Source organism: Arenicella xantha (assembly GCF_003315245.1).
In the GTDB taxonomy this organism is placed as follows: Bacteria; Pseudomonadota; Gammaproteobacteria; order Arenicellales; family Arenicellaceae; genus Arenicella; species Arenicella xantha.
The window spans coordinates 217,118-232,042 of sequence record NZ_QNRT01000003.1 but is presented as its reverse complement, the minus strand read 5'-3'; the positions used below and the strand labels follow the sequence as shown (position 1 = coordinate 232,042).

9 protein-coding genes and 5 tRNA genes are annotated in these 14,925 nt (G+C 46.6%); all 14 read right to left on the bottom strand.

The window, feature by feature from the left end; genetic code table 11:
- Positions 1-243 precede the first annotated feature (243 nt).
- Positions 244-4,485, bottom strand: a complete 4,242-nt coding sequence (rpoC, locus tag DFR28_RS12960; protein ID WP_113954786.1) for a DNA-directed RNA polymerase subunit beta' — start codon at positions 4,483-4,485, stop codon at positions 244-246.
- 32 nt (positions 4,486-4,517) lie between these two features.
- Positions 4,518-8,612, bottom strand: a complete 4,095-nt coding sequence (gene rpoB / locus DFR28_RS12955) for a DNA-directed RNA polymerase subunit beta (RefSeq protein WP_113954785.1) — start codon at positions 8,610-8,612, stop codon at positions 4,518-4,520.
- A 242-nt stretch (positions 8,613-8,854) separates the two neighbouring features.
- Positions 8,855-9,223, bottom strand: coding sequence for a 50S ribosomal protein L7/L12 (rplL, locus tag DFR28_RS12950; protein ID WP_113954784.1), 369 nt, complete (start codon positions 9,221-9,223; stop codon positions 8,855-8,857).
- A gap of 120 nt (positions 9,224-9,343) precedes the next feature.
- Complete coding sequence (gene rplJ, locus DFR28_RS12945; RefSeq protein WP_113954783.1) at positions 9,344-9,868, bottom strand: 50S ribosomal protein L10; 525 nt, start codon at positions 9,866-9,868, stop codon at positions 9,344-9,346.
- A 214-nt stretch (positions 9,869-10,082) separates the two neighbouring features.
- Entirely contained in the window at positions 10,083-10,772 is a 690-nt protein-coding gene (gene rplA, locus DFR28_RS12940; protein ID WP_113954782.1) for a 50S ribosomal protein L1, read from the bottom strand.
- A 2-nt stretch (positions 10,773-10,774) separates the two neighbouring features.
- Positions 10,775-11,206 carry a 50S ribosomal protein L11 gene (rplK, locus tag DFR28_RS12935; protein WP_113954781.1) on the bottom strand — a complete coding sequence of 144 codons (432 nt, stop codon included), beginning with the start codon at positions 11,204-11,206 and terminating at the stop codon, positions 10,775-10,777.
- 163 nt (positions 11,207-11,369) lie between these two features.
- Positions 11,370-11,897, bottom strand: coding sequence for a transcription termination/antitermination protein NusG (gene nusG, locus DFR28_RS12930; protein WP_113954939.1), 528 nt, complete (start codon positions 11,895-11,897; stop codon positions 11,370-11,372).
- Between the two features lie 117 nt (positions 11,898-12,014).
- Complete coding sequence (secE, locus tag DFR28_RS12925) at positions 12,015-12,380, bottom strand: preprotein translocase subunit SecE (RefSeq protein ID WP_113954780.1); 366 nt, start codon at positions 12,378-12,380, stop codon at positions 12,015-12,017.
- A gap of 158 nt (positions 12,381-12,538) precedes the next feature.
- Positions 12,539-12,614: transfer RNA gene (locus DFR28_RS12920), tRNA-Trp, on the bottom strand.
- 329 nt (positions 12,615-12,943) lie between these two features.
- Positions 12,944-14,128: an elongation factor Tu gene (gene tuf, locus DFR28_RS12915; RefSeq protein ID WP_113954779.1), complete on the bottom strand. Its 1,185-nt coding sequence runs from the start codon at positions 14,126-14,128 to the stop codon at positions 12,944-12,946.
- A 215-nt stretch (positions 14,129-14,343) separates the two neighbouring features.
- Positions 14,344-14,418: transfer RNA gene (locus DFR28_RS12910), tRNA-Thr, on the bottom strand.
- A 101-nt stretch (positions 14,419-14,519) separates the two neighbouring features.
- A tRNA-Gly gene (locus tag DFR28_RS12905) sits at positions 14,520-14,593 on the bottom strand.
- Positions 14,594-14,631: 38 nt separating this feature from the next.
- Positions 14,632-14,716: transfer RNA gene (locus DFR28_RS12900), tRNA-Tyr, on the bottom strand.
- A gap of 129 nt (positions 14,717-14,845) precedes the next feature.
- Positions 14,846-14,921 (bottom strand) — tRNA-Thr (locus DFR28_RS12895).
- Positions 14,922-14,925: the final 4 nt, after the last annotated feature.

The window sequence follows — 14,925 nt, the reverse complement described above, 5'->3', positions numbered from 1 at the left end:
TAGGTTAAGTTCACACACGAATGTCTATCTGTCAGACCTAACCAGTTTAATCGAAATTAAACAAACTCACATGAAGATTTTTCATCGAGCTTATTCAATCCGAGCCAGTCAATCGAACCATCTAAGTATTTTAGCTACCTCAAGCACAGTTAAACCGCCACTTACATGAGTTTTCCGCTCAAAAAAAAAGCCCCTTCGACCAAAATCGAAGGGGCTTTTATTTTTATAACGACCTAATCGCGCTTATTCTGCGACCGCCGCTTCACCAGTAGTATCTTCGTATGCATCAAAGGCCGCTTCAGCATCCGCAGTCTCTTGCGTAAGCAATGCTGCTAGCTCAGCTTCCTTCTCATCCGATTCACGTCGACGACGTACACGTTCCTCGTGGTAAGCCAAACCTGTTCCCGCTGGAATCAGTCGCCCTACTACCACGTTCTCTTTAAGTCCCCGTAAGCTATCCACTTTACCGGCAATCGATGCCTCAGTGAGAACCCGTGTGGTTTCTTGGAACGATGCCGCTGAAATAAACGACTCAGTGGTAAGCGATGCTTTGGTAATACCTAACAAGACTGGTTCAGCCTTAGCTGGGATTAGGTCTTGCACTGCATTTTTCTCATTTTCTTCCAAGAAACGCGTGCGCTCAACCTGCTCACCTGGCAACAACTTCGTCTGGCCTGGGTCAGTAATCTTAACCTTACGTAGCATCTGACGCACAATCACTTCGATATGCTTGTCATTAATGGTTACCCCTTGCAGGCGGTAAACATCTTGCACTTCATCCACAATATAGTCAGTCAATGCTTCCTTACCTTTAAGGGCAAGAATATCTTCGGCTACAGGTGAACCATCCACTACGATCTCACCTTTCTCTACCGTCTCACCTTCAAATACATTGATGGTACGGCCTTTAAGAATCAAGGTCTCAACAGATTCGCCATTCGGAGCGGTAATCACCAAACGTTGCTTACCTTTAGTCTCTTTACCAAAGGAAATAACGCCCGGCGCGGTAGCCATAATGGCTGGATCTTTTGGTTTACGTGCTTCAAACAACTCAGCAACACGCGGTAGACCACCGGTAATATCGCGAGTCTTCGACGACTCTTGCGGAATACGCGCCAAGACGTCACCAACACCAACTTTTTGTCCATCATCGACGGTTACGATCGCACCAGCTTGCAACGAATAACGCGCTGGCACATCAGTGCCTGCTAACGTAATTTGCTTGCCGCGCCCATCAACTAGCTCAATCGTTGGCTTCAGCTCACGTGCCGAACCACGACGCTCCGACGGATCGATAACTTCGTATGAAGTAACACCGGTTAACTCATCGGTTTGCTTATGGACAGTCATGTTATCGGTCATTTCAGAGAACTTAACCTTACCAGCAACCTCTGTCACAATCGGATGAGTATGTGGATCCCAGTTAGCTACAACCTGACCAGCTTCAATTTTATCGCCATCATTAACCTGCAAAACGGCACCATAAGGAAGCTTGTAACGCTCTCGGTCTGAACCATTTTGGTCGCGAACGATAAGTTCACCAGAACGCGCAACCACAACTTGTTTTTTATCAGAGTTAACAACAGAACGTAGGTTCTCTAACTTAATCGAACCATTGTTCTTAACCTCAATATTAGAAACAGAGGCACCGGCTGTCGCCGCGCCACCAATGTGGAACGTACGCATGGTCAACTGTGTACCAGGCTCACCAATTGACTGAGCCGCAATAACACCGACCGCTTCGCCACGGTTAACCAAATGTCCACGCGCCAAATCACGCCCGTAACACTTAGAGCAAATACCGTAGCGGGTATCACACGTTACCGCTGATCGAACCTTCACTTCATCGATATTGTTCGCTTCAATGGCATCGAAATATTTCTCATCAAGCATTTCGCCATCAGGAACCACCACTGAGTCATCAATATTTGAATGAACATCACCAACGACAGTACGCCCAAGAATACGGTCACGCAACGGAATAACAACGTCACCGCCCTGCACCAATGCCTTACGTAGCACACCATTGCTGGTTCCGCAGTCTTCGTCGGTCACAACCAAATCTTGACACACGTCAACCAATCGACGTGTTAGGTAACCTGAGTTAGCTGTTTTCAAAGCGGTATCGGCCAAGCCTTTTCGCGCTCCGTGAGTTGAAATAAAGTAGTGAGATACGTTCAAACCTTCACGGAAGTTAGCGGTAATTGGCGTCTCGATAATCGAACCATCCGGCTTAGCCATCAAACCACGCATACCTGATAACTGACGAATCTGCGCATGTGAACCACGAGCGCCGGAGTCAGCCATCATATAAATCGAGTTAAACGATTCTTGCTCAACGGTATTACCTTCAGCATCGACAACCTCGTCTGAACCTAGGTTGTCCATCATCTTATTAGCAATATTTTCCGAAGTACGAGTCCAGATATCGACGACTTTATTGTAGCGCTCACCGTCGGTTAATAAACCAGAAGAATACTGCTCCTGGATATGCTTAACTTCAGCTTCGGCCTCGTCAACAATTTGATGCTTCTCATCTGGCACAACCATGTCGTCCACACCAATCGAGATACCAGCCAGCGCCGCATTGCGGAAACCGGTGTACATCAATTGGTCAGCGAAGATAACCGTTTCCTTCATCCCAACTGTGCGGTAACACAGATTGATGGTTTCAGAAATCGTCTTCTTCTTCATCTTCTGGTTGATCGCTTCGAAACGCATGCCTTCAGGCAAGATGTCAGACAACAAAGCACGACCCGTCGTGGTTGCATATTTAACATGAGTTACAGTACGTTCACCTGTTTCAGGGTCGATACTCACTTCACGTACGCGAACTTTGATCTTGGCATGCAAGGCGATTTGTTCCGCATCATAGGCTCGACGAACCTCATCTACCGAAGCAAACTCTTTGCCCTCGCCTTTCACGTTGATCATCTCGCGGGTCATGTAGTACAAACCCAAAACGATATCTTGTGAGGGTACAATAATCGGCTCACCATTCGCTGGCGATAGAATATTGTTAGTCGACATCATTAATGTACGAGCTTCAAGCTGTGCTTCCAATGATAGCGGTACGTGCACCGCCATTTGGTCGCCGTCAAAGTCAGCGTTGTATGGCGTACATACCAATGGATGCAACTGAATCGCTTTACCTTCAACCAACACAGGTTCAAACGCTTGAATACCCAAACGGTGAAGTGTTGGCGCGCGGTTCAACATAATTGGGTGTTCACGAATTACTTCTTCGAGGATGTCCCAAACCTCAGGTGTTTCCGCTTCGACCAATTTCTTGGCCTGTTTGATCGTTGTTGCCAGACCACGCAGTTCTAATTTATTGAAAATGAATGGTTTGAATAGTTCAAGACCCATTTTCTTAGGCAGACCACACTGATGTAAACGCAGTGTTGGTCCAACCACAATTACCGAACGGCCAGAATAATCCACACGCTTACCGAGTAAGTTTTGACGGAAACGACCCTGCTTACCCTTGATCATGTCTGCTAACGACTTCAACTGGCGCTTATTCGCACCAGTAATCGCTTTACCGCGTCTACCGTTGTCTAGCAAGGCATCCACAGACTCCTGCAACATACGCTTTTCGTTACGTACGATAATGTCAGGTGCATTCAAATCGAGTAAACGACGTAAACGGTTATTACGGTTAATCACGCGACGATACAAATCGTTTAAATCAGAGGTCGCAAAGCGGCCACCATCCAACGCGACTAGTGGGCGTAAATCAGGCGGAAGAACCGGAAGTACTTCCATAATCATCCAGCACGGATCATTACCAGACGACTGGAATGCCTCAAGAACTTTCAAACGCTTGGTGATATTTTTAATTTTCGTTTCAGACGATGTCTCGCCCAAATCACCACGCAAGCGAATGACTTCTTTATCAATATTAACGGCCGTCAGTAGTTCCTTGATCGCTTCTGCGCCCATACCCGCTTTAAACTCATCGCCGTACTGTTCAACAGCATCAAGATAAGCTTCTTCGGTCATCAACGTTTTAGCTTCAAGTGGCGTCATGCCGGGATCAATAACGATATACGCTTCGAAATAAAGCACACGCTCAATTTCACGTACAGTCATGTCCAACATCAAACCTAAGCGAGACGGAAGTGATTTCAAAAACCAGATATGCGCAACTGGGCAAGCTAGGTCGATATGACCCATACGCTCACGACGCACTTTAGCCAAAGTCACTTCTACGCCGCATTTTTCGCAGATTACACCACGATGCTTGAGGCGCTTGTACTTACCGCACAAACATTCATAGTCGTTGATTGGCCCAAATAACTTAGCGCAAAATAGTCCGTCACGTTCTGGTTTGAACGTACGATAGTTGATTGTTTCCGGCTTTTTAACTTCACCGAAAGACCATGAGCGAATTTTTTCCGGAGACGCGATGCTGACTCGAATTGAATCGAAGTCGTCATTCGGCACACCCGGTTGCTTGAATAGATTTAGTAAATCTTGCATTGTTTTTTCCTCTGTTAGATCGGGTAACGGACTTAGTTAGTTGGGTCTTCTTGTAGCTCGATATTAAGACCCAATGATCGGATCTCTTTAACGAGTACGTTAAAGGACTCAGGCATATTCGCCTCAACTTGGTAATTACCCTTAACAATGTTTTCGTACATCTTCGTACGACCGCTCACGTCATCGGACTTAACCGTCAACATTTCTTGCAAGGTGTAAGCGGCACCATAAGCTTCAAGTGCCCACACCTCCATTTCACCGAATCGTTGACCACCAAACTGCGCTTTACCACCAAGTGGTTGCTGCGTAATTAGGCTGTATGGGCCAGTAGAACGAGCGTGCATTTTATCGTCGATCAAGTGATTCAACTTAAGAACATACATGTAGCCAACGGTCACCGGTCGGTCAAACTTCTGACCCGTTCGACCATCGAATAACGTGGTTTGTCCTGACTCTGGCAGACCTGCCAATTTCAATAAGCCTTTGATCTCACTTTCTGCCGCGCCATCAAATACCGGCGTTGCCATTGGCACACCGCCACGCAAATTGCCGGCCATTTCAATCACTTCATTATCAGTGAACGAATTGAGGTCTTCGATTTTGCCACTGGTGTTATAGACTTTGTCTAGAAACCCGCGGAGTTCTTCAGCAGATCGCTGCTCACGCAACATCTTGTCAATCTTCTTGCCAAGTCCTGCCGCAGCCCAACCAAGATGAACCTCTAGAACCTGCCCAACGTTCATCCGAGAAGGAACGCCAAGTGGATTCAATACGATGTCAACGGTGGTACCGTCTTCCATAAACGGCATGTCTTCAACCGGTACGATTTTAGAGATAACACCCTTATTACCGTGACGACCCGCCATTTTGTCACCAGGTTGTAAACGACGTTTAACCGCGACAAACACTTTGACCATTTTCAAGACGCCAGGCGCTAAATCGTCACCAGCTTCAAGTTTGCCACGCTTCTCGTCGAACAGCTCGTCAAAGAAGGTACGCTGTTGCACCAAACTTTCCTGAAGTTGCTCTAACTTATCGGCAGCCTCAGCATTAGTCAGACTAATCTCAAACCATTTAGTACGTTCGATCTCATCTAAATAGCTCTGCGTCACCTTTTGACCCTTCTTCAGGCCGGGCGCTTTGACTACTTCTTTATTTCGCAATAAGTTCTCGATACGCGCATAGGTGTCTTCCTCGACGATACGGAACTGTTCGTTTAAGTCTTTGCGGACTCGAGACAATTCAGACTCTTCGTTAGCTAACGCTCGGGTATCTTTTTCAACACCGTCACGAGTAAACACTTGTACGTCAATGACAGTACCTTTCATTGATGAAGGCACACGTAACGACGTATCTTTAACGTCCGACGCTTTTTCACCGAAAATGGCACGTAATAATTTTTCTTCTGGAGTGAGCTGAGTTTCTCCTTTTGGAGTTACCTTACCGACCAGAATATCGCCGCCTTTTACTTCAGCGCCAACATAAACGATACCGGCTTCGTCTAAACGACCAAGCGCGTGTTCACCGACGTTAGGAATATCACGAGTAACCTCTTCAGAACCTAACTTGGTGTCACGAGCCACACACGTTAACTCTTCAATATGGATAGTGGTGTAGACATCTTCTTTGACCAAATTCTCAGAAATAAGAATTGAATCCTCGAAGTTATAGCCGTTCCAAGGCATAAACGCCAACATCACATTACGGCCAAGCGCAAGCTCACCCATATCAGTAGATGGACCATCAGCCAACACGTCACCGCGCGCGATATCATCGCCAGCACGAACCAGTGGACGCTGATTAATATTGGTATTTTGGTTAGAACGTGTGTACTTCGTTAGGTTGTAAATATCAACACCAACGGTATCAGCGACAACCTCGTCTTCGTTAACACGCACGACGATTCGAGCCGCATCAACCGACTCAACTTTACCGCCACGACGCGCTGTCAAAGCAACACCTGAGTCAACCGCAACCACGCGTTCCATACCAGTTCCGACAAGCGGTTTTTCGCTGCGTATTGTTGGTACGGCTTGACGTTGCATGTTCGAGCCCATCAAGGCACGGTTAGCATCATCGTGCTCCAAGAAAGGAATCAACGAAGCCGCTACCGATACAATCTGCGATGGAGCAACGTCAATAAACTCTACTTGCTCTGGCGTCGCCAACGAAAATTCGTTTTGATGTCGACAGTTAACCAATTCATCGGTCAAGTTACCATCAGCATCTACTTCGGCGTTCGCTTGCGCAATAACATATTTACGTTCTTCAATAGCCGACAAATAAACCACATCGTCGCTCATTTTGCCTTTTGCTACTTTCAAATATGGCGTCTCAAGAAAACCATAATCGTTAGTACGAGCATAAACCGCCAGCGAGTTGATCAGACCAATATTGGGTCCCTCTGGCGTCTCAATCGGACATACACGGCCGTAGTGAGTAGGATGTACGTCACGCACTTCAAAACCAGCGCGCTCACGAGTCAAACCACCTGGGCCCAAAGCTGATACACGTCGCTTGTGAGTCACTTCTGACAAGGGGTTCGTCTGGTCCATAAACTGCGACAACTGACTTGAACCGAAGAACTCTTTAACTACCGCTGAAACCGGCTTGGCATTGATCAGATCCTGCGGTGTCAGGCCTTCGGCTTCAGCCAAGGTTAGACGCTCTCGCACCGCACGTTCTACCCGTACTAAACCAACACGGAATTGATTCTCAACTAATTCCCCAACGGAACGTACGCGTCGGTTGCCAAGGTTGTCGATATCATCGATGTCGCCACGACCGTTCTTAAGATCGATCAAGGTTTTCATTACGTCGATGATGTCTTGCTTACTCAAAACACCTTCGCCGGTATCCGACTCACGGTTCAAACGACGGTTAAACTTCATTCGACCAACGGTAGATAGGTCGTAACGGTCCGGATTGAAAAACATGTTTGCGAATAGGCCTTGAGCCGCTTCTTTCGTCGGCGGCTCACCAGGTCGCATCATGCGATAAATCTCGACCTGAGCTTCAAGCTCGTTGCTAGTCGGGTCAGTACGAAGCGTTTCAGACACATAAGGGCCTTCGTCTAAGTCATTGGTGTAAATCACCTCAATTGACTTAACTCCTTGCTCGATAAAGGCTTCAACTAACTCTTCGGTAACAACTTGATTGGCTTCAGCCAATAATTCACCAGTTTCTTTGTCAGCAATATCTTTCGCCAAGGTGCGTCCGACCAAGTAGTCAGTTGGCACTACAATAGAAGTCAGCTTAGCTTCTTCCATTTCGCGAATATGACGAGCGGTGATACGACGACCCGCTTCAACGATCACACCGCCGCGTTTTTTAGTAACATCGAACGCCAACTGCTCACCACGTAAACGTGATGGCACGAGCTCCATAGAAATCTCTTTAGCCGACAAATTGAAAGTGTCGTTATTGAAAAACATTTCCAATATTTCTTGCGTAGTGTAGCCCAAGGCTCTCAACAAGATGGTGGCGGCTAGCTTGCGGCGTCTATCAATACGAATAAACAACAAGTCTTTAGGATCAAACTCGAAATCCAACCATGAACCACGGTAAGGAATGATTCGAGAAGAAAACAATAACTTGCCTGACGAGTGAGTTTTGCCTCGGTCATGGTCAAAGAATACGCCAGGAGAACGGTGTAACTGTGCAACCACTACACGCTCAGTACCGTTTATTACAAAGGTGCCGTTATCCGTCATTAACGGCATATCGCCTAAATAGACTTCCTGCTCTTTGATTTCTTTTACCGATTTAGCACCAGTAGACTTCCCTTCTTCTTTGTTATAAATAACAAGTCGCATCTTGACACGCAAAGGAGCCGCGAAGATCAAACCACGCTGCTGACACTCGCGAACATCGAAAGGTGGCACGCCTAAGCGATAGCTCACAAATTCCAGTGCCGCGCTACCATTAAAACTTTCAATTGGAAACACTGATCGGAAAGCTGCTTGTAGACCTTTCTCATTACGTCCATCCGGATCAGCATCCGCTTGCAAAAACTTCCGATATGACTCAAGCTGAGTCTGTAGTAAGTAAGGAATTGGTAAAACGCCTTCAGGACGCTTTGAAAAACTCTTACGTAAACGCTTCTTTTCAGTAAAAGAGTAGCCCATGGATAACCTCGTTTTTTACAAGCCTGAGAGCATCAACGACTGGCTAGTTCATACTCGCCGAGGTTCGTTGCCTACTCCGAAAAATTCATTACATCGCACTTACATAAGACGTCATATTATTTGACGTCTAGAAGCGAGATAAGGCCGACCGGAATTTTCCGGTCAGCCCTAGTGCAGTTCTCGCTTAGAAGTAGTCGCGACAGGCATCAAACCCAGCGCGACCAGCAAGAGACAACAATCCCTTACTTCAACTCAATAGAAGCACCAGCTTCTTCAAGAGTCTTCTTCAGCTCTTCAGCTTCGCCTTTAGCAACCGCTTCTTTCAACGTTGCTGGAGCGCTTTCTACCATTTCTTTCGCTTCTTTCAAGCCTAGGCCAGTCGCTGCGCGAACGGCTTTAATTACAGCAACTTTGTTGTCACCGAAACTTGCAAGAACAACGTCAAATTCGTCTTTTTCTTCTGCCGCAGCCGCTTCACCAGCAGGTGCTGCAACCGCAACAGCAGCCGCAGCTGCAGAAACGCCGAATTTCTCTTCCATTTCCGAAATCAATTCAGAAAGTTCAAGTACTGACATTGACGCAATCGCGTCTAAGATATCTTGTTTACTCATTTGTAAAACCTCAAAAGTAGGACTTTTCGTCCAAATAAAATGTAAAAACTGGTTGAAACCTATCGTCTAAAATCCGAATAAATACTGACAAGGAGTGACGCGCACTCCCCAGCAAATTATCTACGCAGCTTCTTTCGCGTCTCTTACTGCAGCCAAACCACGTGCAAACTTGGTTGGAATCTCGTTGAGCGTTTGAACGAACTTGGCGACCGGTGCTTGCATGGTCCCCAACAATTTCGCCAACAACTCTTCGCGACTCGGAAGTTGTGCTAGTGCTTTGATATCACCTTCTGATAAAAGCTTGCCCTGCATAGAACCGGCTTTAATCTGTAAGGAGTCATACTGTTTCGCATACTTATCGAGTATTTTGGCCACAGCAACCGGATCTTCCGATGCAGCAAACGCCAAAGGACCAACAAGTAATTCGTCCAAGCATGAATGGTCAGTACCTTGCACAGCGCGACGTAAAAGTGTGTTTTTCACCACTCTCAAGTACACGTTATTTTCATGAGCTTCGCGGCGTAGAACTTTCATTTGCTCCACGGTCATACCACGATACTCAGCAACAACGGTTGCTTGTGCATTACCAACTACGGCAGAGACGTCTTCAACGACCTGTTTCTTTTGATCAAGATTTAGGCTCATATCAGAGCTACCTCCAGTTTTGGCACCCTAAATCAGTTTCACAAACTGCTGCCGAAGCAACAACAATACAAAACTTGTCTGGGACACCATCTACGTAGGACATTAAGCATTTAGGCTAAAACTAATAAACCCAAACTCACCTACGGTCTTTGACACGTTTGACGACAACCGAGATCGTCGCCAAACACCCATTGTCAATCGCTAAACTTTTACTTTAGAACTGCGGCAAAGTTTGACGATCAACACGAATTCCTGGGCCCATAGTGGTGGACACAGAAACACGCTTAAAGTACTGCCCTTTTGCAGTTGCTGGCTTAGATCGATTAAGCGCAGTCAAAAGAGCAATGAAATTTTCTTTTAGGTCTTCAGCCGAAAAAGAAGCCTTACCAACCGTACAATGAATGATGCCAGCCTTGTCGATTCGATACTGAACTTGACCTGCTTTAGCATTCTTCACGGCTGTCGCAACATCCGCTGCAACCGTGCCGGTCTTAGGATTTGGCATTAACCCTTTAGGGCCTAAGATCTGACCCAATTGACCAACTACTCGCATAGCGTCTGGGCTAGCAATCACGATATCGAAGTCAATCTCGCCTTGCTTAACTTTAGCGGCAAGATCGTCCATACCGACGATGTCAGCTCCGGCTTCTATCGCCTTGTCAACATTATCACCATCAGTGAAAACGGCGACGCGAACTGTTTTACCAGTACCCTTAGGTAACACAGTAGCACCACGAACAGCTTGATCCGATTTACGCGCATCAACACCGAGATTGATCGCTACATCTACCGCTTCATCAAATTTTGCTGACGCGGAGTCTTTAGCCATAGCAAACACTTCGTCTAAAGAGTAAAAGCCTTCTGGGTCTACTTTTTCAGCGACCGCTGCATAACGTTTTGACATAATTATACTCCTTCCGTCTCAATACCCATGCTACGCGCCGAACCAGCAATAATTTTTACTGCTTGATCTAGATCGTATGCATTAAGGTCTGCCATTTTGACTGTGGCAATCTCTTCTAGCTGTGCGCGTGTCACTTTGCCCACTTTATCAGTGTGCGGCACGCCTGAACCTTTCTGAATGCCAGCAGCTTTCTTCAACAACACGGCCGCCGGAGGCGTCTTCATGATGTAGGTGAAACTCTTATCGCTATATACTGTGATCACAACAGGAACCGGGAGGCCCTTTTCCATTTCTTGTGTCGCAGCGTTAAACGCCTTACAGAATTCCATAATATTTACGCCGTGCTGACCCAATGCAGGACCAACAGGAGGACTTGGATTGGCACCACCAGCGGGCACCTGAAGCTTTATTAAAGCATCGACTTTCTTAGCCATCTTATACTCCGAAGCACTTACTAGTAAGCGCTCTTGTTTGGGTACAAACGCCGCTATGGCTCCCCGTTTAAAAACATGCCATGCGCAGCAGCCAAACGACCACAACGCACATCATTCACTATCGTAATTCTTGCCTAATAACAGCGAGCTAGCAGGCGCTCAACTATCCTTTTTCAACTTGAGAAAAGTCCAATTCAACAGGAGTGGAACGACCAAAAATAGATACCGCAACACGCAACTTGGACTTCTCGTAATTGACATCCTCAACGGTACCATTAAAGTCAGCGAATGGCCCTTCGGTCACTCGAACAACTTCACCTGGCTCAAATGAGAATTTATGTCTAGGCTGGTCTGTACCATCTTGCACCTGCTGCAAAATACCCATCGCCTCAGCATCCGTCAACGGGGTCGGATCAGAGGCTTTGCCACCAATAAACCCTGACACCCTTGGAGTGCTTTTAACCAAGTGCCATGTTTCGTCGTTCATAACCATCTGAACCAACACATAACCTGGGAAAAATTTTCGTTCGCTAGTCCGTTTTTGACCAGCTTTCATCTCAACGACCTCTTCGGTCGGCACTAAGATGTCACCAAATAAGTCCTGCATACCATGACGATGAATACTTTCTTCAAGCGTCAATTTAACGCGCTTCTCATAATTCGAGAACGCTTGCACGACATACCAGTGCATACCCGCCTTTCTATCGGCTTCTGCCTGACTATCTACGTCTTGATCAATAATGGAATTGTCTGACATTACTTACCTTTATTCTGAGTATGGTCTTCTAATTAGGGTTGCGACAAATAACTAGCCATCAACACCGAGAAGCCAACCATAGATAATCTTAAATACGGCCATATCGATCAGCCATAAGAACACGGCCACCAGTACAACAAGCACTAGAACGATTATGGTGGTTTGCGTAGTCTCTTGACGACTTGGCCACACCATTTTGCGTAACTCAGTGCGCGCACCCTTGGCAAAACCAACAAATGAAGCACCGTACTCTGAACTGATAGCCACACCGACTGCGGCAATCAATGCAACTAGCATCAGACCAACGCGCAACAAAATCGATACGTCTTGCCCCATATACTGAGGCAACTGGTAGTAGCCATAAATGCCTGCGATGGCGATTGCAACAGCAGCAACTATTTTGACTTTATCTATCATTAACTTTTCTCTTATTGATTGGTTCGAAATCGACTAACGCTACCACCTGAGCATCGCCACAACAGCAAAAACTCAACCCGACAAACATTCGAAGCTTCGAATTCAATGCGAAAACTTATTCATTTCACTGCCTGAAATAAATCAAAACGCTTAGTTAGTGGCAGGCCAGGAGGGAATCGAACCCCCAACCTACGGTTTTGGAGACCGTCGCTCTGCCAATTGAGCTACTGGCCTAAACTAAAATTTGATTTAAAATCAGCTAATTAGCCGATATCCCCAGACACTATATACGCAAAAAGGTGCGCTAATATACATTAGCACACCGAGATTATCTAGCCCTGCACACCCAATTATCTAAACACTTACTCGGCGTAAGCATTTTAAACTAGCAATTCAATCAAACAGATCAAAACACTAGAACAAGCGCGCCTAAGATTTTGCCCGAACCATTAGCGCCGATACCAAACCTTGCTAACTTAAATCACTCACCTACCAGCGTTAACCAATAAACAAAATGACGAATTCAGCCAGGTTCAGTATCAACAACCTCGGACAAAACTGTCTTAGTCAGTAATCTTCGCTACAACGCCCGCACCAACAGTACGGCCACCTTCACGAATCGCAAAACGAAGACCTTCTTCCATCGCGATTGGAGCAATCAACTCAACTTGCATCTTGATGTTGTCGCCTGGCATAACCATCTCAACACCATCTGGCAATTCACAAGCACCCGTTACGTCAGTTGTACGGAAGTAGAACTGTGGACGGTAGCCTTTGAAGAATGGAGTGTGACGTCCGCCTTCTTCTTTACTCAACACATAAACTTCAGCTTCGAACTTTGTGTGTGGGTTGATTGAACCTGGCTTTGCCAATACTTGACCACGCTCGATATCTTCACGCTTAGTTCCACGCAACAAGATACCTACGTTATCGCCAGCACGACCTTCGTCTAACAACTTACGGAACATCTCAACACCCGTAACCGTTGTCTTAGAAGTATCGCGAATACCAACGATTTCAATTTCTTCACCAACCTTGATGATGCCACGCTCAATACGACCCGTCGCAACCGTTCCACGACCTGAGATCGAGAACACATCTTCTACTGGCATAATGAAAGCACCGTCAATCGCGCGCTCTGGCTCAGGGATGTACTCATCCAATACTTTGCCTAGCTCGATGATTTTCTCAACGTACTGCGCTTCACCTTCCAACGCCTTCAATGCTGAACCGATCACGATTGGCGTGTCATCGCCTGGGAATTCGTATGAATCAAGAAGTTCACGAACTTCCATCTCAACCAATTCCAACAACTCTTCGTCGTCAACCATGTCTGCTTTGTTCAAGAACACAACAATGTACGGAACGCCAACTTGACGTGCCAACAAAATGTGCTCACGCGTTTGTGGCATTGGACCATCAGCGGCTGAACAAACAAGAATAGCGCCATCCATTTGGGCTGCACCAGTAATCATGTTCTTTACATAGTCCGCGTGACCCGGGCAGTCTACGTGAGCATAGTGACGGTTTTCCGTCTCATACTCTACGTGCGCTGTCGAGATAGTGATGCCGCGCTCACGCTCTTCTGGAGCGTTGTCGATGTTTGCGAAATCGACCGCTGTACCACCGTATGCTTCTGACAAACACTTTGTGATCGCTGCCGTCAACGTGGTCTTGCCGTGGTCTACGTGACCAATCGTGCCGACGTTAACGTGCGGTTTGGTTCTTTCAAATTTTTCCTTAGACATAGTATTAACCTATCTATTCACTCTTTCGTTAAACAATTACCAACTAAACACGATACCGGGACTAGCCGGTAATCATTTTGCGGCTTACCCAATGGATAATCGCGCTTTATCGCAGATACATATGACAAACTAATGACAAACGCATTCCGCTAAATAATCAATGCCGCAGACACACTCGCATCTACGGCCAAAAACCTTATTACAGTCATCCTCAATGGTGCCCACGATCGGAATTGAACCGATGGCCTCTCCCTTACCAAGGGAGTGCTCTACCCCTGAGCTACGTGGGCAATACAGCGCATCAACCAAACAATGGCGACGCCACATCAGAGGGTCTAACCTCGCGGCAAACCTAAACCAGGCCCACCCAAATAAAATGCAGACATACGATTGGAGCGGGTGATGGGAATCGAACCCACACCATTAGCTTGGAAGGCTAAGGTTCTACCGTTGAACTACACCCGCACGCTACTCGCACACTGACGAAATCAAGACTAATAAAATGGTGGTGGGGGCTGGATTCGAACCAGCGTACTCAGAGAGAACGGATTTACAGTCCGTCGCCTTTAACCACTCGGCCACCCCACCATACATTAATATCTGAACGACACTAGATTGATCGATGCGAATTAAAACTAACACGCCAATCAAATCTAAAGTCACGCCATTTGCGCGCCTATGCCATCAATCAAACAATTAATGACAAAGAAACGAAAATGGAGCCTGCAGTCGGAATCGAACCAACGACCTACTGATTACAAGTCAGTTGCTCTACCTACTGAGCTATGCAGGCATAA